The sequence below is a fragment of the Nocardioides sp. QY071 genome (genome assembly GCF_029961765.1).
In the GTDB taxonomy this organism is placed as follows: domain Bacteria; phylum Actinomycetota; class Actinomycetes; order Propionibacteriales; family Nocardioidaceae; genus Nocardioides.
In genome coordinates this window covers 5,518,959-5,537,935 of record NZ_CP124681.1, presented here as the reverse complement: position 1 = coordinate 5,537,935, position 18,977 = coordinate 5,518,959, and the positions used below count along the sequence as shown (strand labels likewise).

The window sequence follows — 18,977 nt, the reverse complement described above, 5'->3', positions numbered from 1 at the left end:
GCATCGGGGCAGCCCGTGCCTGCGTGGGACGGCGCGGTCGACACCGGCGGGTGAGGGGACGAGCTTCTCCTGTGCTGGGTGGGGTCTCACGCGGTTCAGCCTGCTGTCGGCCCCGGTCCGGAACAACGGGCGATCCCGCTACGATCGTTCACCGTGAGGTTCACGATCGGGCGTGCCTCACGTGGCGGAGAACGCGGAGGGTGGACGTGGAGCTGCGCGAGATCGAGATCTTCCTGACCCTCGCCGACGAGCTCCACTTCGGTCGTACGGCGCAGCGGCTGCACGTCTCGGTGTCGCGGGTGAGCCAGGCGATCCGCAAGCAGGAGCGGGCGATCGGGGCGGCGCTGTTCGCCCGTACGAGCCGGCGCGTCGAGCTCACCTCGGTCGGCGAGGTGCTCCGCGACGGCCTCCGGCCGGCGTACGACGGCATCGGCGCCGCCATCACCGCGGCGGCGGTCGCGGCGCGCGGGATGTCCGGCACCCTGACGCTCGGCTTCATGGGTGCGCAGGTGCACCAGCTGGAGCCCGTGCTGGAGCGGTTCCGGGCCAGTCACCCCGGCGTCGAGCTGCGCTTCCACGAGGTCGTGTTCAGCGATCCGTTCACCGCCCTGCGGTCCGGCGCGGTCGACGTGCTCACCTCGTGGCTCCCGGTCGAGGAGCCGGACCTGACGGTCGGGCCGGTCCTGAGAGCGGAGCCACTGCGGGTGATGACGGCGGAGGACCATCCGCTGGCCGCGGCGGGCCGGGTGGACATCGAGGCGCTGGCCGACCACGCGGTCCCCACGGTCCGGGGGCCCGCGCCGCAGTCGTGGCTCGAGGCGGTCCTGCCGGAGCGGACGCCGGCCGGACGAGAGGTCCCGCGCGGGCCGGCGGCCTCGACGTACCAGGAGATCCTCGCGCTGGTGGCGGCCGGCGCGGTCGTGTGCCCCGTGCCCGACGAGGGGCGGCGCTACTTCCCGTGGCCGGGGGTCGCCTACCTCCCGCTCGACGGCGCGCCCACGGTGCGCTGGGCGCTGGTGTGGCGGACCTCGGGCAGCTCGCCGCTGGTCCGGGCGTTCGCGGCGGCGGCCGACGCGGCGACGTCGGCCATGGTGGTCACGTGACCCCCGGGCGCCCGCTGCTGCCGACACCGACCCTGGCCACCGAGCGGCTGATCCTGCGCCCGGTCGCCGAGGCCGATGCGGACGAGCTGTTCGCGCTGCACAGCGACGCGTTCGTGCTGCGCTACTGGGACTCCCCGCCGTGGACCGATCCCGGTCGGGCCGTCGCGTTCGTCGAGCGGAGCAGACAGCTGGCGGCGGACGGGACCGGGGCGCGACTGGCGCTGGAGCGCCGTGAGGACGGGGCGTTCCTCGGCTGGTGCAGCGTGAGCGGCTGGAACCCGGCGTACCGCAGCGCCGTGCTGGGCTACTGCCTGACCGAGGCCGCGTGGGGCCGCGGGTACGCGACGGAGGCGGTCCGGGAGGTGCTGGCCTGGGCGTTCGCCACCTGGGACCTCAACCGGGTGCAGGCCGAGACGGACACCCGCAACCTCGCCTCGGCGCGGGTCCTGGAGAAGGTCGGGTTCGTGCGGGAGGGGACGCTGCGCGAGGACTGTGTGGTCGACGGTGTCGTGTCGGACTCGTGGGTGTTCGGCCTGCTGCGGCGGGAGTGGCTGCGGTGACCACCACCCCCGCCGCGTGGAGCCGAGGGAGTCAGCCCGCGTACTGCGGGTCGGTCGGGGCGACCCACTGCACGAGCTGGTAGATCACCCCGTTGGGGTCGGCCATCTGGAAGTAGCGCTCACCCCACGGCTCTGTCTCGATCGGGGTCACGATCTCGACCCCCTCGGACCGCAGCCGGGCGTGGTCCGCGTCGATGTCGTCGACGGTGAACACGACGAGCAGGCCGTCGGCGTGCCCGGCGGCGGAGGCCGGCTTGAAGCTGGCCAACCCGGTGCGCAGGTAGATCAGGTTCATCCCGGACTGCGGGTGCTCGAGCGAGCAGAACCCGTCGGCGGCCATCGCCTCGGTGAAGCCGAGGTGGCGCCGGGCCCAGGCGGCGGAGGCCTCGACGTCGGTGACGTTCAGGGAGACGGCGGTGGCGGTGATGTTCATGGTCCTCCTCGGGTGCTTTTCTTCATACACTGTACAGTGTACAACGTACAGATATGCGAAACTGTTCCCGTGGCGAGGATCAGCACCGGAGCAGGAGAGCCCAGCCGGACCTTGGCGCTGCTGTGGGGCGACCCGTCGGCAGGTCTCCGACGCAAGGGACCGGGCCGCTCGGTGAGCGTCGAGCAGCTCGTCACGGCCGCACTCGGCCTCGCCGACGAGCAGGGACTGGCCGCCGTGACCACCCGTGCGCTGGCCGAGCAGGTCGGGATCTCGGCGATGTCGGTCTACACCTACGTGCCCGGCAAGCCCGAGCTGCTCGACCTGATGGTCGACGCGGTGTACCTCGCGATGCCACGACCGGCCTGGCGTGCGCGGTCGTGGCGGACCCGGCTGACCCGCGTCGCGGAGGCCAACCGCGACCTCCTGCTCACCCATCCGTGGTTGACCGAGGTCGCCGCGCTGAGCCGGCCGCCGCTCGGCCCCGGTGTGCTGGCGAAGTACGAGCACGAGCTGGCGGCGTACGACGGCACCGGGCTCGGCGACGTCGACACCGACGCCGCGCTCACCTACCTGCTCGGCTTCGTGCACGCCCACTGCCGCGCGGCCCACGACGCCGCCCGCGCGAGCACCGACAGCGCGATGAGCGACGCCGACTGGTGGGCGGCCAACCAGCCGATCCTGGCGCGCGCCCTCGACCCCGAGGCCTACCCGCGGGCGGTCCGGGTCGGTGCCGCCGCCGGCGAGGCCCAGGGGAGTGCGTGGAACGCCGACCGGGCCTGGCGGTTCGGCCTCGCGCGCACCCTCGACGGGCTGGCGGCGCTGATCGACGGCAAGCGCTGAACGGGAGCGGATCCTCAGGGTTCGCCCGGTCCCTCGGGGTGCGTGAGGTCGTAGGCCCGCGACACCTTCTGCGGCACGACCATCCGCCACGCGTCGACCACCAGCTCGCGCGCCTCGGCCGGCTCCAGGGCGGCGAGCACGGCGTGCACCCAGTGGAACCGCAGGTCCGACTCGGCCGGCAGGTGGAACTTGTCCGGCTCACCGGCGACGAGCGCGTCCCGCTCCTCCTTCGGGAACGCGAAGCCCATGATCGTCTCGTCGAGGGAGAACGCGGCGTACACGATCTGGCCGACCCGGAACTTCAGCCGGTTGCGGACGTAGACCGGGTAGGACCGCTCCAGCTCGTCGGCCAGGGGGCGGACGTCGTCGAGGCTCGCCATGCAGGAACGGACCGGTACGACGGCACGGACTCATCGCTGGCGGCGACGCACCACTAGATGAGTAGGTCGAAGGGATCGTGCGAGCGCAGCGTGCGAGCCCTTCGACCTACTCATCTAGCCTCGGCGCATGCCGCCGAGCCCGTCCTACGGACCCGTCACCCAGCTCGCCTGGGTCACCGACGACCTCGACGCCACCGAGCAGGCTCTCGGCGCGACCCTCGGTGCGGTGGGGTGGACCCGGATGCCGGGTGTGCACTTCGGCCCCGACGCCTGCACCCTGCGCGGCGAGCCGGCGGACTTCACCGCCGACATCTCCCTCAGCTACGCCGGCGACCTGCAGCTCGAGCTGATCCGCCCGGTCGCGGGTACGTCGATCTACACCGAGTTCCTGGCCGAGCGCGGCCCCGGGCTGCACCACGTGTGCTGCGAGGTCGCCTCGATGGACGACGCGCTGGAGCGGGCGGAGCGCGACGGCTTCTCGGTGGTGCAGGCCGGCACCATGGCCGGCGGGCTGATGCGGTTCGCCTACCTCGACGCGGCGGCCGCGGGGGCGTCGTACGTCGAGCTCGCGGAGATCTCGCCCGACCTCCAGGCGATGTTCGCCGGGATCAAGGAGCGCTCGGGCCGGGCTCCTCGCTGAGGTCGTCGAGCAGGTCGTCGAGGCCCTCGAAGGTGACGGACTCGACGCCCTCGATCTCGACCTCGAGGTCCTCGAAGCGGTGCTCGTCGTCGAGCTGCACCCGGACGATGGCGTCGGGCAGCTGCAGCGGCGCCACGAAGGAGAGCAGCACCGCGTCGACGAAGACGACCGACGAGGTCAGGGACAGGTCGTCGCGCAGGGCGGTCGTCTCCGCGACCGGCTGGTCGCCGACGGCCTCCTCGATCTCGGCGACCACCCGGTCGACGATCGCCGTCCACTGCTCGGGCGTCAGGGCGAGGAAGGCAGCGACCCGGTCGACGAGGTCATTGACCTCGACGTCGTCGCGGTCCTCGGTCTCGGGGTCCACGTTGACCATGACGTCGGTGCCGGCGGCCGGCAGGTCGGCCATGCCGTAGGCGAAGTCGCCCTCGGCCACGGGCTCGCGCAGCAGTGGCGCGAGCGCCTCGACGAGTCGCTGGATCTCCATGTGGCGAGGCTACCCAGAGGGGCTTCAGGCCCGCTCGACCCGGGTCCAGCCGGCCCAGCCGCGCTCGGCCAGGAGCTCGCGCAGCCGGGTCACCATCGGGTGCCCCTCGGCCATCGAGTCGAGCAGCTGGATGAAGGCCGAGTCGTCCATGGTCAGGTCCTGCTGCTCGAGCTGGCCGGTGGCGGCGGCCTCCTCGAACAGCTCGACCAGCAGGTCGGCCATCTCGTGGACCAGGCGCTCGCCCTCGGTGTCGGAGCCGCGGAGCAGCTCGCCGATGAGCTGGTAGAACCGGACCGTCCGGGGGTCCTCCAGCTGGGCCCGCTTGTCGGCCATGAACGCGCCGATCTGGTCCGGGTAGCGCGCCGCGATGAGGATCCAGGCGTCGCGCTCGGCCTCCAGCATCTCCTCGGGGACGCCGATCGCGCGGACCAGGGCGAGATAGCCCGCCACCTCCTCCGGTACGGCGAGGGTGTCGCCCGAGCCGAGCTGCGCGATCCGCTTCCGGTGCTGCTGCAGCTCTCGGATCTCGGCCCGCAGCCGCCGGTCGATCTCCTCGACCGCGACGCCGAAGGTGTCGATGTCGGCGTCGAGCAGCTCCTGGACCCGGGCCAGCGGTACGCCGGCGTCGGCCAGGGTGCGGATCCGGATCAGCCGCACGACCGCGGCGGCGTCGTAGGACCGGTAGCCGGAGCGGTCCCGCTCCGGCTCCGGCAGCAGCCCGACCTGGTGGTAGTGGCGCACCGTCCGGATGGTCACCCCGGCGTACGACGCCAGCTGTCCGATCGTCAGCACCGCATCAGCCTGTCACGCGAAGCGGCGGCGGTAGGCGCGCATCGCGAGGGCGTGGGCCAGCACGAGCAGGCCGACGCACCAGGCCAGCGCGACCCACGCGTCGTCGCCGACCGCCTGCTCGGTGAGCAGGCCGCGCAGCGTGTCGACGATCGAGGTGACCGGCTGGTTCTGCGCGAACCAGCGCACCGGGCCGGGCATACCCTCGGTCGGTACGAAGGCCGAGCTGACGAACGGCAGGAAGATGATCGGGTAGGCGAACCCGCCGGCGCCGTCGGGCGACTTGGCGGCCAGCCCGGCGATCACCGCGAGCCAGGTGAGCGCCAGCGTGAACAGGACCAGGATGCCGGCCACGCCGAGCCAGGCGAGGATCCCGGCGCCGGACCGGAAGCCCATCAGCAGGGCGACCAGGACGACCAGCACGACGGAGATCGCGTTGGCCACCAGCGAGGTCAGCACGTGGCCCCACAGTGCCGCGGACCGGGCGATCGGCATGGACAGGAAGCGTTCGAAGATGCCGCCCTGCAGGTCCAGGAACAGCCGGTACGACGTGTAGGCGATCCCCGACGCCACGGTGATCAGCAGGATCCCGGGGAGCAGGTAGTTCACGTAGGTCCCGTCGCCGCTGTCGATCGCCGCGCCGAACACGTAGACGAAGAGCAGCAGCATCGCGATCGGGGTGATCGCGGTGGTGATGATGGTGTCCGGGCTGCGCAGGATGTGGCGCAGTGACCGGCCGAGCAGGGTACGGGTGTCGCTGACGACGTGGGTGCTCATGGGGTCCTCACTTGTCCGTGCCGGCGGGGGAGACGGGCTTGTCGCCGACCAGCGCGAGGAAGATCTCCTCGAGCGTCGGCTGCTTCTCGACGTACTCGACCTTGGCCGGCCCGAGCAGCTGCTTGAGCTCGGCGAGGGTGCCCTCGACGATGATCCGGCCGCGGTGCAGGATCGCGATCCGGTCGGCCAGCTCCTCGGCCTCCTCGAGGTACTGGGTGGTGAGCAGCACCGTGGTGCCACTCGCGGCCAGGTCGCGCACCGCCTGCCACACCTCGATCCGGGCCTGCGGGTCCAGCCCGGTGGTCGGCTCGTCGAGGAAGATGACCGGCGGGTCGCCGATCAGGCTCATCGCGATGTCGAGGCGCCGGCGCATGCCGCCGGAGTAGGTGCTCGCGCGACGGTCGCCGGCGTCGGCCAGCGAGAACCGGGCGAGCAGGTCGTCGGCGACCTTCCCCGGGTCGGGGAGGTGGCGCAGCCGGCCGACCAGCACGAGGTTCTCGCGGCCGGTCAGGATCTCGTCGACCGCGGCGAACTGCCCGGTCAGGCTGAAGGACTCGCGCACCCGGTCGGGCTGGGTCGCGACATCGAAGCCCTGCACGCTCGCCGTACCGGCGTCCGCCTTCAGCAGCGTCGCGAGGATCCGGATCAGCGTCGTCTTGCCGGCGCCGTTGGAGCCGAGCAGCGCGAAGATGCTGCCCGGCGCGACCTCGAGGTCGACGCCCTGGAGCACCGCGAGGTCGCCGAAGGACTTCTCCACGCCGGTGACCCGGATGGCCGCCGCGTGGCGTTGCGGGGGAGTGGTTGCGTTGGTCATGCAAGAAGCGTGCGGGGTTGACGTTGCGTCAAGGTCAAGCCCGAATCCGGAGAAGTTTCTGGTGAGCCGTCGTACGACGCTCGGTGACGGTCCGGCGAGGACCGGAGGTACCGTGCTGCCATGACTCGGGCTCAGGGCTACGGCGATGTGGTGCGGACGTTCACGGTGCGGGAGCTGGTCGCCTACGGCCGGCTGATCGTCAACCGCGAGCGGGTCGACCCGGAGCGGGTGGTCCACGAGTTCATCCGGGCCAACCCCGACGTCGATCTCGACGCGCGCAGCACCATCATCGACTGGCAGGACGGCATCCGTCCCGGTGACACCGCCGAGCGGCCCGGCGGCTACTTCTGAGCCACCGCTGACCCACTGGTGAGCCCCGCCCGGGATTCGGCCGCCCTCCGCGGGGGAACTGCCCCTGTCGTGACGACGTGGCGGAGGACCTGGATCAGCGGCCTGGCGGCGAGCCTCGCGCTGGGCGCGCTCGCGGCGTGCAGCAGCGACGAGGAGCCGGCCAGCAAGCCGGCCGGCGGGCCCGTCGTACCCGCTCTCGCGCAGGCCTGGACCAGCGACGCCGTCCGGGGCGTCGGCAACGGCGGGCTGCTGCGGGCCGACGACGTCGTCGTCGTGGAGAGCAGGCAGCCGGAGAGCAAGGGGCTGGTCGGTCTCGACGCGGCCACCGGCCAGGAGCGGTGGCGAGTGCCCGCTGCGGCGGTGTGCGCCTTCCCCGAGCGGGCGCAGGACGGGCTGCTCGTGATCGGCTACAAGCCCGGCGGCAAGGACACCGGCAGTGACCGGTGCCCCACCCTGGCGGCTGTGGATGCCGCCACCGGCGCGGTGGTCTGGAAGCGGCGCATCGGTGGTGTGGGGAGCCGCTCGCCGGTCTGGGACCGGCTGGTCGCCGTCGGCGACAGCACGGTCAGCGTCAAGCCCGTGGTGTGCGGTCCGATGCGGCGCTACGACCTGCGCACCGGCAAGCCGCTCGACCGGATCGAGGTCGTCGGCAGTGACGGGTTCTCCTGCGACCGGTGGGCCGTCGACGGGCAGTGGATCGCGCAGCTCGAGACGCCGGACTTCGGCTCGCGCTCGTTCCTGACGCTGTACGACGCCGACACCGGCGAGCGGGCCTTCCGGCGCCGGTTCACCGACGGCGATCTCGGGCAGATCCTCTCGGCCGACCCGCTCGTGATCGAGCTCTCCGTGAAGGGACACCGGCTGGCCTGGCGGGTGGACCCGGCGACCGGCGAGCTGATCGCGCCCACCGGGGGACAGCTGCCGGACGAGAGGAGGAGCGAGCTGCGCTCCCTCGGCTCGGTGGACGGCGTCATCGTGCTGGGCAACGGGTACCCGACCCCGCTCGGGGCGACCACCGGCCGGGCGGCCGGGCTGGACCCGGCGGGCGCCCCGACGCTGTGGAGCGGCTTCCCCGAGAGCGGCAGCCTCGTCGGCCTCGACAAGGGCCTGGTCGTCGCCAGCGACCTGATGCACGTGGACGGTCCCACGCCGACGGTCGTGACCCGGCACGCTCCCGACGACGTCACCGACGTCGAGGTGCTCGGCCGGATCGAGGGGCGCAGCGTCCTGGGCACGGTCGGCGACCTGCTGCTCGCGTCGACCGAGACCGGCGTGGCGGCGTACCGCCTCCCGGCGCCCGGGAAGGGCCCCCACGTCTCCGGCGACGTCGACCTCTCCTGGGACGACCCGGCCTACCCCAGCGAGATCGACGAGGACGGCTGGCAGGACGGCGAGGTCCGTCCTGACGACGTCGAGGACTGCCCGGTCAGCGACGAGACGCTCACGACGCTCGGGTTCCACCGCCTCGACCTGCCGCGTCCCGCCGGCTGCGACTGGGTCGAGCGGGCCGAGCCCCGAGGCACGGACCGTGAGCTCCACATCGAGACCTACGTCGGTACGCCGACCAAGGCCGTCGGGGACGTCGAGAAGGCGACCGCGACCGAGCAGGCGCAGGTGCGGGTGAAGGTGATCCGGGAGAAGTCCATGGTCGCGGGCGACTACGACCCCGACGCGCCGCTCGCCAAGCGCGAGGCCGAGCTCCCCGGCGTCGGCGACGAGGCCTATCTCGTCCAGGGCGCCGGGATCGGCGGTCGGGACGGCAACGTCAGCCTGCTGGTCCGGGTCGCCAATGTCGTCGTCCACGTCGACGTGGAGGTCACCGCCCGGGCCACCGACACCAGCGGCTCCCTGGCCGCCTACCGCCTGGAGGACGGCGCCTGGGCGGCCGTGGTGGAGGTCCTGGACGCGGCGGGCCTGGAGGCGAGCGGCCCTGCCGTCGAGGCGCCGGCGACCCCGGCCCTGCGACCGCGCCCCGACCTGTGCAAGGTGCTCGCGACCTCGTCGGCGGTCTCCGGCCTGCGCGGCAGGGACCTGCGACCCGGCGCCGACGACCAGCGCCGGGTGGCGGGCTGTGCGTGGCAGGCTCCCGACGGCAGTGGCGACAACGATGCTGTCCAGATCGGGATGTACGCCGTGCCGTCGAGCACGCTGTCCGGCACCCCCGGCACTCGGTTGGCCCGCCAGGCGTTCCGCTACACCGCCGGCGCCACCGGGTACGCCGACCGCCAGGCCCCGGTCCCGGGACTCGGCGACCAGGCGCGCGTGCAGGGCTGGGACAAGACCTGGCTGCTGCGCGACGACGGGGTCAGCCGGTTCTGGAGCGCGGCCCGGGTCCTGGTCCGGGACCGCAACCTCGGCGTCGTGGTGTTCGTGCAGCGGGAGGGCTCCTCAGCCGCCGCCCTCGAGCAGCAGGCGATCGCGCTGGCGCGGCAGGTCCTGGCGACCCAGCCTCGCTTGTAACTAAGTGTTACGTACGGGATTTGGGACAGGTGGGGCTCATGTTGTGGAAAACCGTGCTGTAACACTTAGTTACAAGTGATCGCCCGACTTCCTGCGAGGATCGGGCGCGTGGACCTGGTTCGTTCGATCCCCCTGTTCGTGCTGGCCGCGGTCGCCGAGATCGGCGGCGCGTGGCTGGTCTGGCAGGGCGTGCGCGAGCACCGCGGCTGGCTGTGGATCGGCGCCGGCGTGATCGCGCTCGGGCTCTACGGCTTCGTCGCGACCCTCCAGCCGGACGCGCACTTCGGCCGGATCCTGGCGGCGTACGGCGGCGTCTTCGTCGCCGGCTCGCTGCTGTGGGGGATGGCGCTCGACGGCTTCCGGCCCGACCGGTACGACGTCGCGGGCGCCCTGGTCTGCCTGCTCGGCGTGGCGATCATCATGTACGCGCCGCGGTCGGGCTGAGCTCGTCGAGCACCTCCGCCGCGACGCGCAGGCCTGACTCGACCGCGCCGTCCAGGTAGCCCGGGTGCTCCTCGGCCGACTCCGCGCCGGCCCAGTGCAGGCCGCCGAGCGCCGGCGTCGCCGTCGGCCAGGCGACGGTGGTGCCGGGCAGCGGCAGGGCGATGTACCCGCCACCGGCGTGTTCGTCGAGGTGCCAGGACTTCTCGTGCCACCCGGCCGGTCGGCGTACCTCCTCGCCGAGGTGGGGCGCGAGCGCGTCCAGGATCGCGGTACGACGGGCAGCCGGGTCGAGCGCGTCGAGGGCACGGGCGTCGGCACCGCCGGCGAGGAAGGTGAGGTGCCCGGGGCCGTCGGGCGGTGAGGTGTCGAAGACCGCGCCGCCGGGGCTGCCGAGCAGGATCAGCTCGCCGCCGCGGCTCCTGCGCCAGAAGGGCCGCTGGTAGACCGCGACCGCCTTGTGGACGGTGCCCATCTCGGTGCCCTGCTCGAGGGCGGTGCGGGCGGCGGGGAGCGGGGGCTCGTGGACGATCCGGGCGGCAGTTGGCGGCGGCGCGGTGATGACGACGGCGCTTGTGCGGACCGGGCCCATGGTCGTGTCCAGGGTGATTCCGTCGGCGCGGCGGGTGACCCGCTCGACCAGGCAGCCGATCCGGACCCGGTCGCCCAGACCGGCGGCGAGGGTCTCGACGAGGGTGCCGATGCCCTCGACGACGAGAGTGTCCTGGGCGCCGCCTTTCGTCGACAGCATGGTCCGCAGCCCGCCCTGCAGACGGACCAGGTCGCCGACGGTGCTGGTCGAGAGCCGGTCGGGGTCGGTGGTCCAGGAGACCTCGGCGAGCACCTCGAGCAGCCGCCGGGAGCGCCGGCCCGGGACGCGGCGGAGCCGGTCGGCGAGCGTCGTACGACGGCGGCTGGGGTGCGGGCGCCGGCGCCGGCTTGCGACGGCGAGGGCAGACAGCGCGGCGAGGGCGGGGGCCAACCAGGGGCCGGCGGGGGAGAGCCGTCGCTCGCCGTCGGCCAGGAGGGGGAGGGCGCCGGTGTGCATGGGGAACGGGGTGGCTCCGAGCTCCTCGGCCAGGGCGCGGATCCGGTGGTGGTCGTGGCCGATCCAGGTGCCGCCGAGGTCGAGGCGGGAGCCGAGGGCCGCGGACCAGCTCGCGCGCGGCGACCAGCCCGGACAGTCCTGCTCCGACGACCACGACCTGTGCGTCCATGATTCCTCGCATCCCACTCGGACGTCCGTCCGAATTTCGGGCAACGGTAGGCCTCCCCGGGCCGTCGCGCAAGAGGGAGGTCAGCGCCGCCGGGGTGCCGCGAGGGCGACGAGCATGTCGAGCGCGTGCGCGAGGTCGCGCTCCGAGCGCGCGAGGTCGGGGTTCGCGATGTGCTGCAGGACCAGGCCGTCCACGACGCCGAGGACGAGTCGGGCCAGCACGTCGGGAGGTACCGCGCACTCCTCGCCCGCGAAGGCCGCGGCCTCGGAGCACAGCTCGGTGAGCAGGTCGGTGTAGCGCGCGAACTCCAGACGGGCGAGACCGCCGGCGTCACTGCGCGCGGAGTACATCGCGAGCTCGTACTGCATGACCTGCACGCCGGTCCCGCCGTCGAGCAGCCTGTCCCAGAAGGTCCTGACGCCTTGGCGCAGCGCGTGCTCGACGCCCTGCTCGAGGTCCAGCGCCTCCCGCAGGGCGGCGGAGGTGTCGTCCACGACCCGGGTGATCACGGTGCGCAGCAGCTCGTCGCGCGAGGGGAACGTGTAGTGCAGGGTGCCGAGCGGCATGCCGGCCTCGGCGGCGACCGCGCGCATCGTCGTACCGGACACGCCGCCGGCCTCCAGCACCCGGATGGTGGCCGCGACGATCTGCTCCTGCCGGTCCGCTGCCCTGATGTACGCCACGTCGGCACCGTACCGCCGGTTGCCTCGCGGACCGATACATGGATATTCTGTATCCAGATAAAGGAGGCACGGTCGTGCGGATGAACGAGGGCGTCGAGTGGGCCGCCCACGTCTGCGTGCTGCTGCACTGGCTCCAGGGCGACGAGGGACGTCCCGCGCCCGTCCCGGTCGCGCGGCTCGCGGAGGCCTACGAGCTGCCGGCGCCGTACCTCGTCAAGCAGGTGCAGGCCCTGACCCGGGCCGGCATCACCGAGTCGGTGCCCGGCAAGAACGGCGGCGTCCGGCTGGCCCGACCGGCCGACCGGATCACCCTGATGGACGTGGTCGCGGCGATCGAGGGCCCCGACGAGGCCTTCGCCTGCACCGAGATCCGGCAGCGCGGGATGAACCAGGACCGCCCGGCCCGTGAGTTCGCCAAGCCCTGCGGCATCGCCCACGCCATGCGCGGTGCCGAGCTCGCCTGGCGCCGCGAGCTGGCCGCCACCTCGGTCCTCGACCTCGCGGCCGCGACGCCGCGCAGCGTCGCAGCCGACGCCCGGCGGCACTTCGCCCGTACCTGAGCCTGATCCAGGCTGAGCGCCGTTCGCTCCTGCCCAGAACTGGACAATAGATATCCATGAAAGGAACACCAATGACCCGCACCCGCACCCACGAAGCGTCCCCGGAGACCTTCCAGGCGCTGCTCGCCCTCGACAACCGGCTGAAGAAGTCGCTGGGCCCGGTGCTCTACGACCTGGTCAAGCTGCGCGCCTCGCAGCTCAACGGCTGCGCGTACTGCGTCGACATGCACGCCAGCGACCTCGAGCGCCGCGGTACGCCGAGCCGCAAGCTCCACGGCGTCGCCGCCTGGCAGGAGAGCCCGTTCTTCGACGAGACCGAGCGGGTGGCCCTCGCCTTCACCGAGCGGCTCACCGGCGGCATCGACGCGGTCGACGACGAGCTGTGGGCCGAGGCCGGCCGGCTGCTCGGCGAGGAGCGGCGGGCCGACCTGATCGTGGCCGTGGGCACCATCAACACCTGGAACATGTCCGGCATCACCACCCACCTGCAGCCGGAGGGATCGCTCGCCCCGGAGTGAGGTTCGAGCTCAGCCGAGCTGCCGGGCGAGCTGGTCGAGGAACTCGTCGGCCATCGCGAGCTGCGTCTCCAGGCGGGCGCGGCGCGCGGTGGCGTCGGCGAGGACCGCGTCCAGGCGCGCGCGGGCGGCGTCGTGACGGCCGGCGGCACCCGGGTCGCGCAGGACCTCGAGGTCGCGCATCGCGGCGCTCATCTCGTCGAGCGTGAAGCCGAGCGGCTTCATCCGCCGGATCACGAAGATCTTCTCGACGTCGTCCTCGGTGTAGAGCCGGAAGCCGCCCTCGGACCTGCCCGACGGGCGGAGCAGCCCGACCTCGTCCCAGTGGCGCAGGCTGCGCAGCGAGAGCTCGGTCCGCGTGGCGACCTCGCCGATCTGCATCATGCGCCGATCCTCCCGCACGGTCCCACGATGCCTACTCTCACGTAACGTGAGAGTAGAGTCCGGCGACCGTGAGTGACTCCCCGTCCGTCCGTGCCGCGCTCCGGTCGCCGCGGCTGCTGCGCACCGAGGTGCTCGCCGGTCTCGTCGTGGCGCTGGCCCTGATCCCGGAGGCGATCTCGTTCTCCATCATCGCGGGCGTCGACCCGCGGATCGGGCTGTTCGCGTCCTTCACGATGGCGGTCGCGATCTCGTTCCTCGGCGGCCGCCCGGCCATGATCTCGGCCGCGACCGGAGCCGTGGCGCTGGTGATCGCCCCGGTGATGCGCGACCACGGCTACGACTACCTGATCGCCACGGTCCTGCTCGGTGGTGTGCTCCAGCTCGTGCTCGCCGGCCTGGGCGTGGCACGGCTGATGAGGTTCATCCCGCGCTCGGTGATGGTCGGCTTCGTCAACGCCCTGGCGATCCTCATCTTCGAAGCGCAGCTCGACCACCTCCTCGACGTGCCCTGGGCGGTCTACCCGCTCACGGCCGTAGGGATCGCCGTCATCGTGGGCTTCCCGCGGATCAGCTCCGTCGTCCCGGCACCCCTCGTGGCGATCGTGGCGTTGACCGCCTTCACGCTGGTCGCGGCGGTCGACGTGCCGGACGTCGGGGACGAGGGACGCCTCCCCGACAGCCTGCCCGCCTGGTTCGTCCCCGACGTCCCCTTCACGGTGGAGACGTTGCGCATCGTCGCGCCGTACGCCCTCGCCATGGCCGTCGTGGGTCTCCTCGAGTCGTTGCTCACCGCGAAGCTCGTCGACGACATCACCGACACCCACTCCGACAAGACCCGCGAGGCCCTGGGCCAGGGCGCGGCCAACGTGATCACCGGCTTCTTCGGCGGCATGGGCGGCTGCGCGATGATCGGCCAGACCATGATCAACGTGAAGGTCTCCGGCGCCCGCACCCGGCTGTCGACCTTCCTCGCCGGCGTGTTCCTGCTGGTGCTGGTCGTCGGCTTCGGCGACGTCGTCGCGTTGATCCCGATGGCGGCGCTGGTCGCTGTCATGGTGATGGTGTCGGTCGGCACCTTCGACTGGCACTCGCTGCGGATGCTGCGCCGGATGCCGAGGTCCGAGACTGCCGTCATGCTGGCGACCGTCGTGGTCACGGTCGCGACGCACAACCTGGCGATCGGTGTCGTCGTCGGTGTGCTGGTCGCGATGGTGCTCTTCGCCCGGCGGGTCGCGCACCTGGTGAGCGTGGAGCGCGAGCTCGTCGAGTCGGCCGACGGCACCGCGACCGCCCGCTACCGGGTGAGCGGCGAACTCTTCTTCGCCTCCAGCAACGACCTCTACTCCCAGTTCGCGTACGCCGAGGACCCCGACCGGGTCGTCATCGACCTGTCGGGCTCCCACGTGTGGGACGCCTCGACCGTTGCCGCCCTCGACGCCGTGAGCACCAAGTACGCCCGGAAGGGCACGGTGGTCGAGATCGAGGGCCTGAACGACGTGAGCGCGGCGTTCCACGATCGTCTGACCGGGCACCTCGCGGGCCACTGACCGGAGCGGGTCAGGCCTTCGCGCGCTCGGCGAGGCGGACCGCGGCGTGCCGCACGATGGCGACCTCGTCGTCGTCCCGCGCGGCTTCGTGGGGGATCTGTCCGCCGAGCAGCCCGGCGGGCTGGGTGAGCCATGCCCACACCTGCCACGGGTCCATCGTCGAGGCGAGCAGCGGCTCGAGGACGGCCGCCAGCTCGGGCCGCAGCTCGCCGTCGCCGGCCAGCTGGAACGCCGGCACCAGCACGGCGCCGTCGTGGGGCACCACGAGCAGGGCTCTGCGCTCGGCCGCCTTGTGCACCGCGAACCGGGCAGCGTTCTCCGACACCCCGCGCACCTCGGCGAGGCTCGCGTAGGTGTGGGTCGGCGAGGCCAGCAGGCTGCTGCGTACCTGGGCCTGGCGGCGCAGCTGCACCAGCGCCAGGGGTACGGCGTGCGCCGGGTCGTCGCCGTCCTGGTGCAGCATGCGGTCGAGGTCGGTGAGCTGCTCCGCGCTCAGTGGAGCGCCGGTGGCCGGGTCGTGCCAGCGCACCACGCCACCGAGGTCGCGCTCGAAGGTCGGCAGCCCGGCCGCGGCCAGGTGGTCGGCGAGGCCGAGCCCCTCGAGCCAGTCCGCCAGCTGCTCCCCGTTCACAGGGTCCAGCCTCCCACTGGGAGACTCGAGGACGTGCAGCAGGGCGACACTGACGACGTACGCATCGAACGCCTCGGGCCGGTGGGCCGGATCGTGCTGGACCGCCCGCGGGCGCTCAACGCGATCACCCTCGGGATGGTCGAGCGGATCCACGCCGCGCTCGAGGAGTGGCGTGACGCCGGGCTGCGCGCCGTCGTCGTGGAGAGTGCCTCGGACCGCGCGTTCTGCGCCGGGGGCGACATCCGCAGGGTCCGCGAGAACTCGCTGGCCGAGCGGCACGACGAGAGCATGCGCTTCTTCGAGACGGAGTACGCCGTCAACGCGCTGCTCGGCAGCTATCCGGTCCCCGTCGTGGCGCTGGTCGGCGGCATCTGCATGGGCGGCGGGATGGGCCTGTCGGTGCACGGCACCTTCGTCGTGGTCTCGCCGCAGGCCTCCTTCGCGATGCCGGAGACCAAGATCGGCTTCTTCCCCGACGTCGGCGGCTCCCACTTCCTGCCCCGCCTCCCCGGCCACACCGGCCGCTACCTCGGCCTGACCGGTGCGCGCATCGGCGCGGCGGACGCCCTCGCCCTCGGCCTCGCCACCCACGCCTGCTCGGCCGCGGACCTGGCCCGCCTTCCCGACCTGATCGCCGCGTACGACGGCCCGCTCGAGCAGCTGCTGCGCGAGCTGGCACCCTCCTCCCCGGGACCGGCCGGGTCGCTGGCGCCGGTGCGGCCCGAGCTGGAGTGGGTGTTCAGCTCGCCCGACCTCGCCGGCATCTCCGAGCGGCTGGCGCGGCTGGTCGGGGATGGTGGGGCGGCGTCGGCCTGGGCGGCGCAGACGCTCGCGGCGCTGGAGGCGGCGTCGCCGTACAGCCTGGCGATCACCGACCGCCTCCTCGTCGAGGGCCGCGGCCGCTCGCTCGAGGAGTGCCTGCGGGCCGAGCTGGTGACCGCGGCGGAGATGATCCGCAGCGCCGACTTCGTCGAGGGCGTGCGGTCGGTGCTGGTCGACAAGGACCACGCGCCGGTGTGGTCGAGCCCGGTGCCCGACTGAGTCAGACCAGCTCCGCGACCAGCGCCTCGACCCGGCGCCGGATCTCGTCGCGGATCGGGCGGACGGCGTCGATGCCCTGGCCGGCCGGGTCGTCGAGGACCCAGTCCTCGTAGCGCTTGCCGGGGAAGAACGGGCACTCGTCGCCGCAGCCCATGGTGATCACCACGTCGGCCTCGCGGACAGCGGACTCGGTGAGCACCTTCGGCTGCTCGGCCGCGATGTCGATGCCCTCCTCGGCCATCGCCGCGACGGCGACCGGGTTGACCTGGTCGGCCGGCTGGGACCCGGCGGACAGCACCTCGATGCGGTCGCCGGCGAGGTGCTGCAGGAAGCCGGCGGCCATCTGCGAGCGACCGGCGTTGTGGACGCAGACGAACAGCACGGTCGGTGGGACGGTGGCGGTCATCGGGACTCCTCGGTAGCGGGGTGGAGGACGTGGAGGGCGAGCGCGGCGAGGGCGCCACCGACGACCTGGAGCAGCACGAACGCCGGCACCGACGACGGCGCGATGCCCGCGAAGGTGTCGGACAGGGTCCGCGCGATCGTCACGGCCGGGTTGGCGAAACTGGTGGAGCTGGTGAACCAGTACGCCGCCGCGATGTAGCCGCCGACGGCGTACGCGACTGTCTCGATCCGGTCCGAGCGCAGCGCCCCGAACACCACGAGGACCAGGCCGAACGTGGCGACCGCCTCGGCGAGCAGCACGCCGCCGCCGTCGCGGGTGTGGCCGGAGATGTCGACCGCGTCGAGGTCGAACATGAGGTTGGCCGCGACCGCGCCGAGGCAGCCGCCGACCAGCTGGGCGCCGACGAGCGCCGTCGCGTCGGCGCTGCCGATCCGGCCGAGAGCGCGCTCGACCAGGGTCACGACCGGGTTGAACGACGCGGAGACCGGCTGGAACGCGATGATCAGCGCGACCAGGGCGGCGCCGGTGGCGAGGCTGTTCTCCAGCAGCTGCAGGCCGGTGTCGCCGGGGGAGAGGCGGGTCGCGGCGATCCCGGACCCGATCACGGCCGCGACCAGGAACGCCGTACCGAGCAGCTCGGCGAGGGCGCGGCGGGCCAGAGGGGGGAGGTTCACGTCGCACATCTTGACCGCGGCGAGATCACTCAGTCAAACTTGAGACAATGAACATTGAGCAAAGTCTCGATCTGGATCGCCGGGTCGCGGTCCACGCCGCGCTCGCCGACCCGACTCGGCTCCGGGTCGTCGACCTGCTGAGCGTCGGCGACGCCGCGTCGTCGGAGCTCTCCGTGCGCCTCGGCACGCCCTCGAACCTGCTCGCCCACCACCTCAAGGTGCTCGAGGGCGCCGGGGTCGTGACCCGCCACCGCTCCGAGGGCGACGGCCGCCGCAGCTACTGGCGCCTGGTCCCCGGGACGGTCGTACCCGCGCCGGGGCCGTCGCTCGCCCGCCCGGGACGTGTCGTGTTCGTCTGCACGGCCAACACCGCCCGCTCCCACCTCGCCGCCGCCCTGTGGCGCCGCGCCAGCGCGATCCCGGTGACCTCGGCCGGCACCCGGCCCGCGACCAGGGTCGCCGCCGCCGCGCGCGCGACCGCTCGCCGCCACCACCTCGACCTGCCCGACGTCGCGCCCCAGCACCTCTCCGCCATCGGTACGCCGACCGGTGGCGAGGACCTCCTCGTCACCGTCTGCGACCTCGCCCACGAGGAGCTCGGCACCGACGCCGCGCTGCACTGGTCGGTCCCCGACCCCGTGGCCGCGGGCACCCGGGCCGCGTTCGACCTCGCGCACGACGAACTCGCCCGCCGGGTCGAGGTCCTCGCACCGCTCCTGGCGCGGCCGTCCTGACCGCGCGGCGGGCTCAGATCGAGGCCGGCGCGCCGACGGCCTCGACCGTGCCGTCCACGTCGCACACGGCGGCGAGCGTGTTGTAGACCGTCCCGAACTTCCGCAGGTTCTGGTGCACGAGGTCCACCCGGCGTGTGGGCTCGTCGGTGACGATGCGGAGCCGGTAGCGCACCTCGACGAACCTGGGCGGCGCGTCCTGGCGCCGGGCGGTCACCTCGACCTCTGCCTCGTCGTACCCGAACCCGACGAGCTCGCGACAGCGGGCGAGGTTCTTCAGCAGGCAGGTCGCGAAGGCCGCGGCCAGCAGCTCGGCCGGTCCGGGCGTGCCGGGCTCGCCGGGAGGCCAGCTCGCGTCGACCGTGAGGTCGGTGCCGCCCACGGTGACGCGGGCCCGGTCGGTGTTCGTCGTCGCGTGGACGTGGTACTCGGTCGGTGCGCTCACACAGGTCAGGCTCCTCGCCGGACCGCCGTGGCGGTAGGGACCTCGGTCCTGCGCCGGGCAGTACCCAT

The 18,977-nt window shown here is 72.9% G+C and carries 25 protein-coding genes; 12 read left to right on the top strand and 13 right to left on the bottom strand.

The window, feature by feature from the left end; translation table 11 throughout:
• The first annotated feature begins 206 nt into the window (after positions 1–206).
• Both QI633_RS26705 and QI633_RS26700 read left to right on the top strand, forming a co-directional pair.
• On the top strand, positions 207–1,103 hold the full coding sequence (locus QI633_RS26705; protein ID WP_282427684.1) for a LysR substrate-binding domain-containing protein: 897 nt from the start codon (positions 207–209) through the stop codon (positions 1,101–1,103).
• Positions 1,100–1,663, top strand: a complete 564-nt coding sequence (locus QI633_RS26700) for a GNAT family protein (protein ID WP_282427683.1) — start codon at positions 1,100–1,102, stop codon at positions 1,661–1,663. Before QI633_RS26705 ends, QI633_RS26700 begins: the two co-directional genes overlap by 4 nt.
• Positions 1,664–1,694: 31 nt before the next feature.
• On the opposite strand, the gene QI633_RS26695 is transcribed toward QI633_RS26700, so the two are convergent.
• Positions 1,695–2,096 carry a VOC family protein gene (locus QI633_RS26695; protein WP_141796567.1) on the bottom strand — a complete coding sequence of 134 codons (402 nt, stop codon included), beginning with the start codon at positions 2,094–2,096 and terminating at the stop codon, positions 1,695–1,697.
• Between the two features lie 69 nt (positions 2,097–2,165).
• On the opposite strand from QI633_RS26695, the gene QI633_RS26690 reads away from it, so the two are divergent.
• Positions 2,166–2,936, top strand: a complete 771-nt coding sequence (locus QI633_RS26690; protein ID WP_282427682.1) for a TetR/AcrR family transcriptional regulator C-terminal domain-containing protein — start codon at positions 2,166–2,168, stop codon at positions 2,934–2,936.
• 14 nt (positions 2,937–2,950) lie between these two features.
• Here the strand turns inward: QI633_RS26690 and QI633_RS26685 are convergent, their stop codons facing one another.
• Entirely contained in the window at positions 2,951–3,316 is a 366-nt protein-coding gene (locus QI633_RS26685) for an MmcQ/YjbR family DNA-binding protein (protein ID WP_141796569.1), read from the bottom strand.
• Positions 3,317–3,443: 127 nt separating this feature from the next.
• Between QI633_RS26685 and QI633_RS26680 the strand changes: the two genes are divergently transcribed.
• Positions 3,444–3,956, top strand: a complete 513-nt coding sequence (locus QI633_RS26680) for a VOC family protein (RefSeq protein ID WP_141796570.1) — start codon at positions 3,444–3,446, stop codon at positions 3,954–3,956.
• Here QI633_RS26680 and QI633_RS26675 read toward each other — a convergent pair.
• Genes QI633_RS26675 through QI633_RS26660 form a run of 4 tightly spaced genes read right to left on the bottom strand, consistent with a single transcriptional unit; the run spans position 3,925 to position 6,823 of the window.
• On the bottom strand, positions 3,925–4,443 hold the full coding sequence (locus QI633_RS26675; RefSeq protein ID WP_282427681.1) for a hypothetical protein: 519 nt from the start codon (positions 4,441–4,443) through the stop codon (positions 3,925–3,927). The two genes, QI633_RS26680 and QI633_RS26675, sit on opposite strands and share 32 nt — an antisense overlap.
• Before the next feature lie 24 nt (positions 4,444–4,467).
• Entirely contained in the window at positions 4,468–5,235 is a 768-nt protein-coding gene (locus QI633_RS26670) for a MerR family transcriptional regulator (protein WP_282427680.1), read from the bottom strand.
• A gap of 12 nt (positions 5,236–5,247) precedes the next feature.
• A complete protein-coding gene (locus QI633_RS26665; protein ID WP_282427679.1) occupies positions 5,248–6,009 on the bottom strand; it encodes an ABC transporter permease in 762 nt (253 codons plus the stop codon).
• Positions 6,010–6,016: 7 nt separating this feature from the next.
• Entirely contained in the window at positions 6,017–6,823 is an 807-nt protein-coding gene (locus QI633_RS26660) for an ATP-binding cassette domain-containing protein (protein ID WP_282427678.1), read from the bottom strand.
• A gap of 120 nt (positions 6,824–6,943) precedes the next feature.
• On the opposite strand from QI633_RS26660, the gene QI633_RS26655 reads away from it, so the two are divergent.
• The 3 genes from QI633_RS26655 to QI633_RS26645 all read left to right on the top strand — a co-directional run bounded on the left by QI633_RS26655 (position 6,944) and on the right by QI633_RS26645 (position 10,078).
• On the top strand, positions 6,944–7,174 hold the full coding sequence (locus tag QI633_RS26655; protein ID WP_141796575.1) for a hypothetical protein: 231 nt from the start codon (positions 6,944–6,946) through the stop codon (positions 7,172–7,174).
• A 69-nt stretch (positions 7,175–7,243) separates the two neighbouring features.
• Positions 7,244–9,634 carry a PQQ-binding-like beta-propeller repeat protein gene (locus QI633_RS26650; protein WP_282427677.1) on the top strand — a complete coding sequence of 797 codons (2,391 nt, stop codon included), beginning with the start codon at positions 7,244–7,246 and terminating at the stop codon, positions 9,632–9,634.
• 108 nt (positions 9,635–9,742) lie between these two features.
• Complete coding sequence (locus QI633_RS26645; protein WP_282427676.1) at positions 9,743–10,078, top strand: YnfA family protein; 336 nt, start codon at positions 9,743–9,745, stop codon at positions 10,076–10,078.
• Here QI633_RS26645 and QI633_RS26640 read toward each other — a convergent pair.
• Both QI633_RS26640 and QI633_RS26635 read right to left on the bottom strand, forming a co-directional pair.
• Positions 10,053–11,309, bottom strand: a complete 1,257-nt coding sequence (locus QI633_RS26640; RefSeq protein ID WP_282427675.1) for an NAD(P)/FAD-dependent oxidoreductase — start codon at positions 11,307–11,309, stop codon at positions 10,053–10,055. The genes QI633_RS26645 and QI633_RS26640 overlap by 26 nt on opposite strands.
• Positions 11,310–11,372: 63 nt before the next feature.
• A complete protein-coding gene (locus tag QI633_RS26635) occupies positions 11,373–11,975 on the bottom strand; it encodes a TetR/AcrR family transcriptional regulator (RefSeq protein WP_282427674.1) in 603 nt (200 codons plus the stop codon).
• Between the two features lie 80 nt (positions 11,976–12,055).
• Here QI633_RS26635 and QI633_RS26630 point away from each other — a divergent pair, with 80 nt between their 5' ends.
• Both QI633_RS26630 and QI633_RS26625 read left to right on the top strand, forming a co-directional pair.
• A complete protein-coding gene (locus QI633_RS26630) occupies positions 12,056–12,535 on the top strand; it encodes an Rrf2 family transcriptional regulator (protein ID WP_282429329.1) in 480 nt (159 codons plus the stop codon).
• 71 nt (positions 12,536–12,606) lie between these two features.
• The gene (locus tag QI633_RS26625) at positions 12,607–13,053 is read left to right on the top strand and encodes a carboxymuconolactone decarboxylase family protein (RefSeq protein ID WP_160158131.1); all 447 of its coding nucleotides are present in this window, start codon (positions 12,607–12,609) and stop codon (positions 13,051–13,053) included.
• A gap of 9 nt (positions 13,054–13,062) precedes the next feature.
• Here QI633_RS26625 and QI633_RS26620 read toward each other — a convergent pair whose 3' ends face one another.
• Entirely contained in the window at positions 13,063–13,434 is a 372-nt protein-coding gene (locus tag QI633_RS26620; RefSeq protein ID WP_141796582.1) for a MerR family transcriptional regulator, read from the bottom strand.
• Positions 13,435–13,502: 68 nt separating this feature from the next.
• Between QI633_RS26620 and QI633_RS26615 the strand changes: the two genes are divergently transcribed.
• Positions 13,503–14,981 (top strand): SulP family inorganic anion transporter, encoded by a 1,479-nt coding sequence (locus QI633_RS26615; protein WP_282427673.1) that lies wholly within the window; start codon positions 13,503–13,505, stop codon positions 14,979–14,981.
• Between the two features lie 10 nt (positions 14,982–14,991).
• Here QI633_RS26615 and QI633_RS26610 read toward each other — a convergent pair whose 3' ends face one another.
• Positions 14,992–15,612, bottom strand: coding sequence for a hypothetical protein (locus QI633_RS26610; RefSeq protein WP_282427672.1), 621 nt, complete (start codon positions 15,610–15,612; stop codon positions 14,992–14,994).
• A 33-nt stretch (positions 15,613–15,645) separates the two neighbouring features.
• Here QI633_RS26610 and QI633_RS26605 point away from each other — a divergent pair, with 33 nt between their 5' ends.
• Positions 15,646–16,653 (top strand): enoyl-CoA hydratase/isomerase family protein, encoded by a 1,008-nt coding sequence (locus QI633_RS26605; RefSeq protein WP_282427671.1) that lies wholly within the window; start codon positions 15,646–15,648, stop codon positions 16,651–16,653.
• A gap of 1 nt (position 16,654) precedes the next feature.
• On the opposite strand, the gene QI633_RS26600 is transcribed toward QI633_RS26605, so the two are convergent.
• Together QI633_RS26600 and QI633_RS26595 are read right to left on the bottom strand one after the other, a co-directional pair.
• Positions 16,655–17,059 (bottom strand): arsenate reductase ArsC, encoded by a 405-nt coding sequence (locus QI633_RS26600; RefSeq protein WP_141796586.1) that lies wholly within the window; start codon positions 17,057–17,059, stop codon positions 16,655–16,657.
• Entirely contained in the window at positions 17,056–17,733 is a 678-nt protein-coding gene (locus QI633_RS26595) for an aquaporin (RefSeq protein ID WP_282427670.1), read from the bottom strand. Before QI633_RS26595 ends, QI633_RS26600 begins: the two co-directional genes overlap by 4 nt.
• Positions 17,734–17,780: 47 nt before the next feature.
• On the opposite strand from QI633_RS26595, the gene QI633_RS26590 reads away from it, so the two are divergent.
• Entirely contained in the window at positions 17,781–18,467 is a 687-nt protein-coding gene (locus tag QI633_RS26590) for a helix-turn-helix domain-containing protein (protein ID WP_282427669.1), read from the top strand.
• A 13-nt stretch (positions 18,468–18,480) separates the two neighbouring features.
• Here the strand turns inward: QI633_RS26590 and QI633_RS26585 are convergent, their stop codons facing one another.
• On the bottom strand, positions 18,481–18,909 hold the full coding sequence (locus tag QI633_RS26585) for an OsmC family protein (protein WP_160158132.1): 429 nt from the start codon (positions 18,907–18,909) through the stop codon (positions 18,481–18,483).
• Positions 18,910–18,977: the final 68 nt, after the last annotated feature.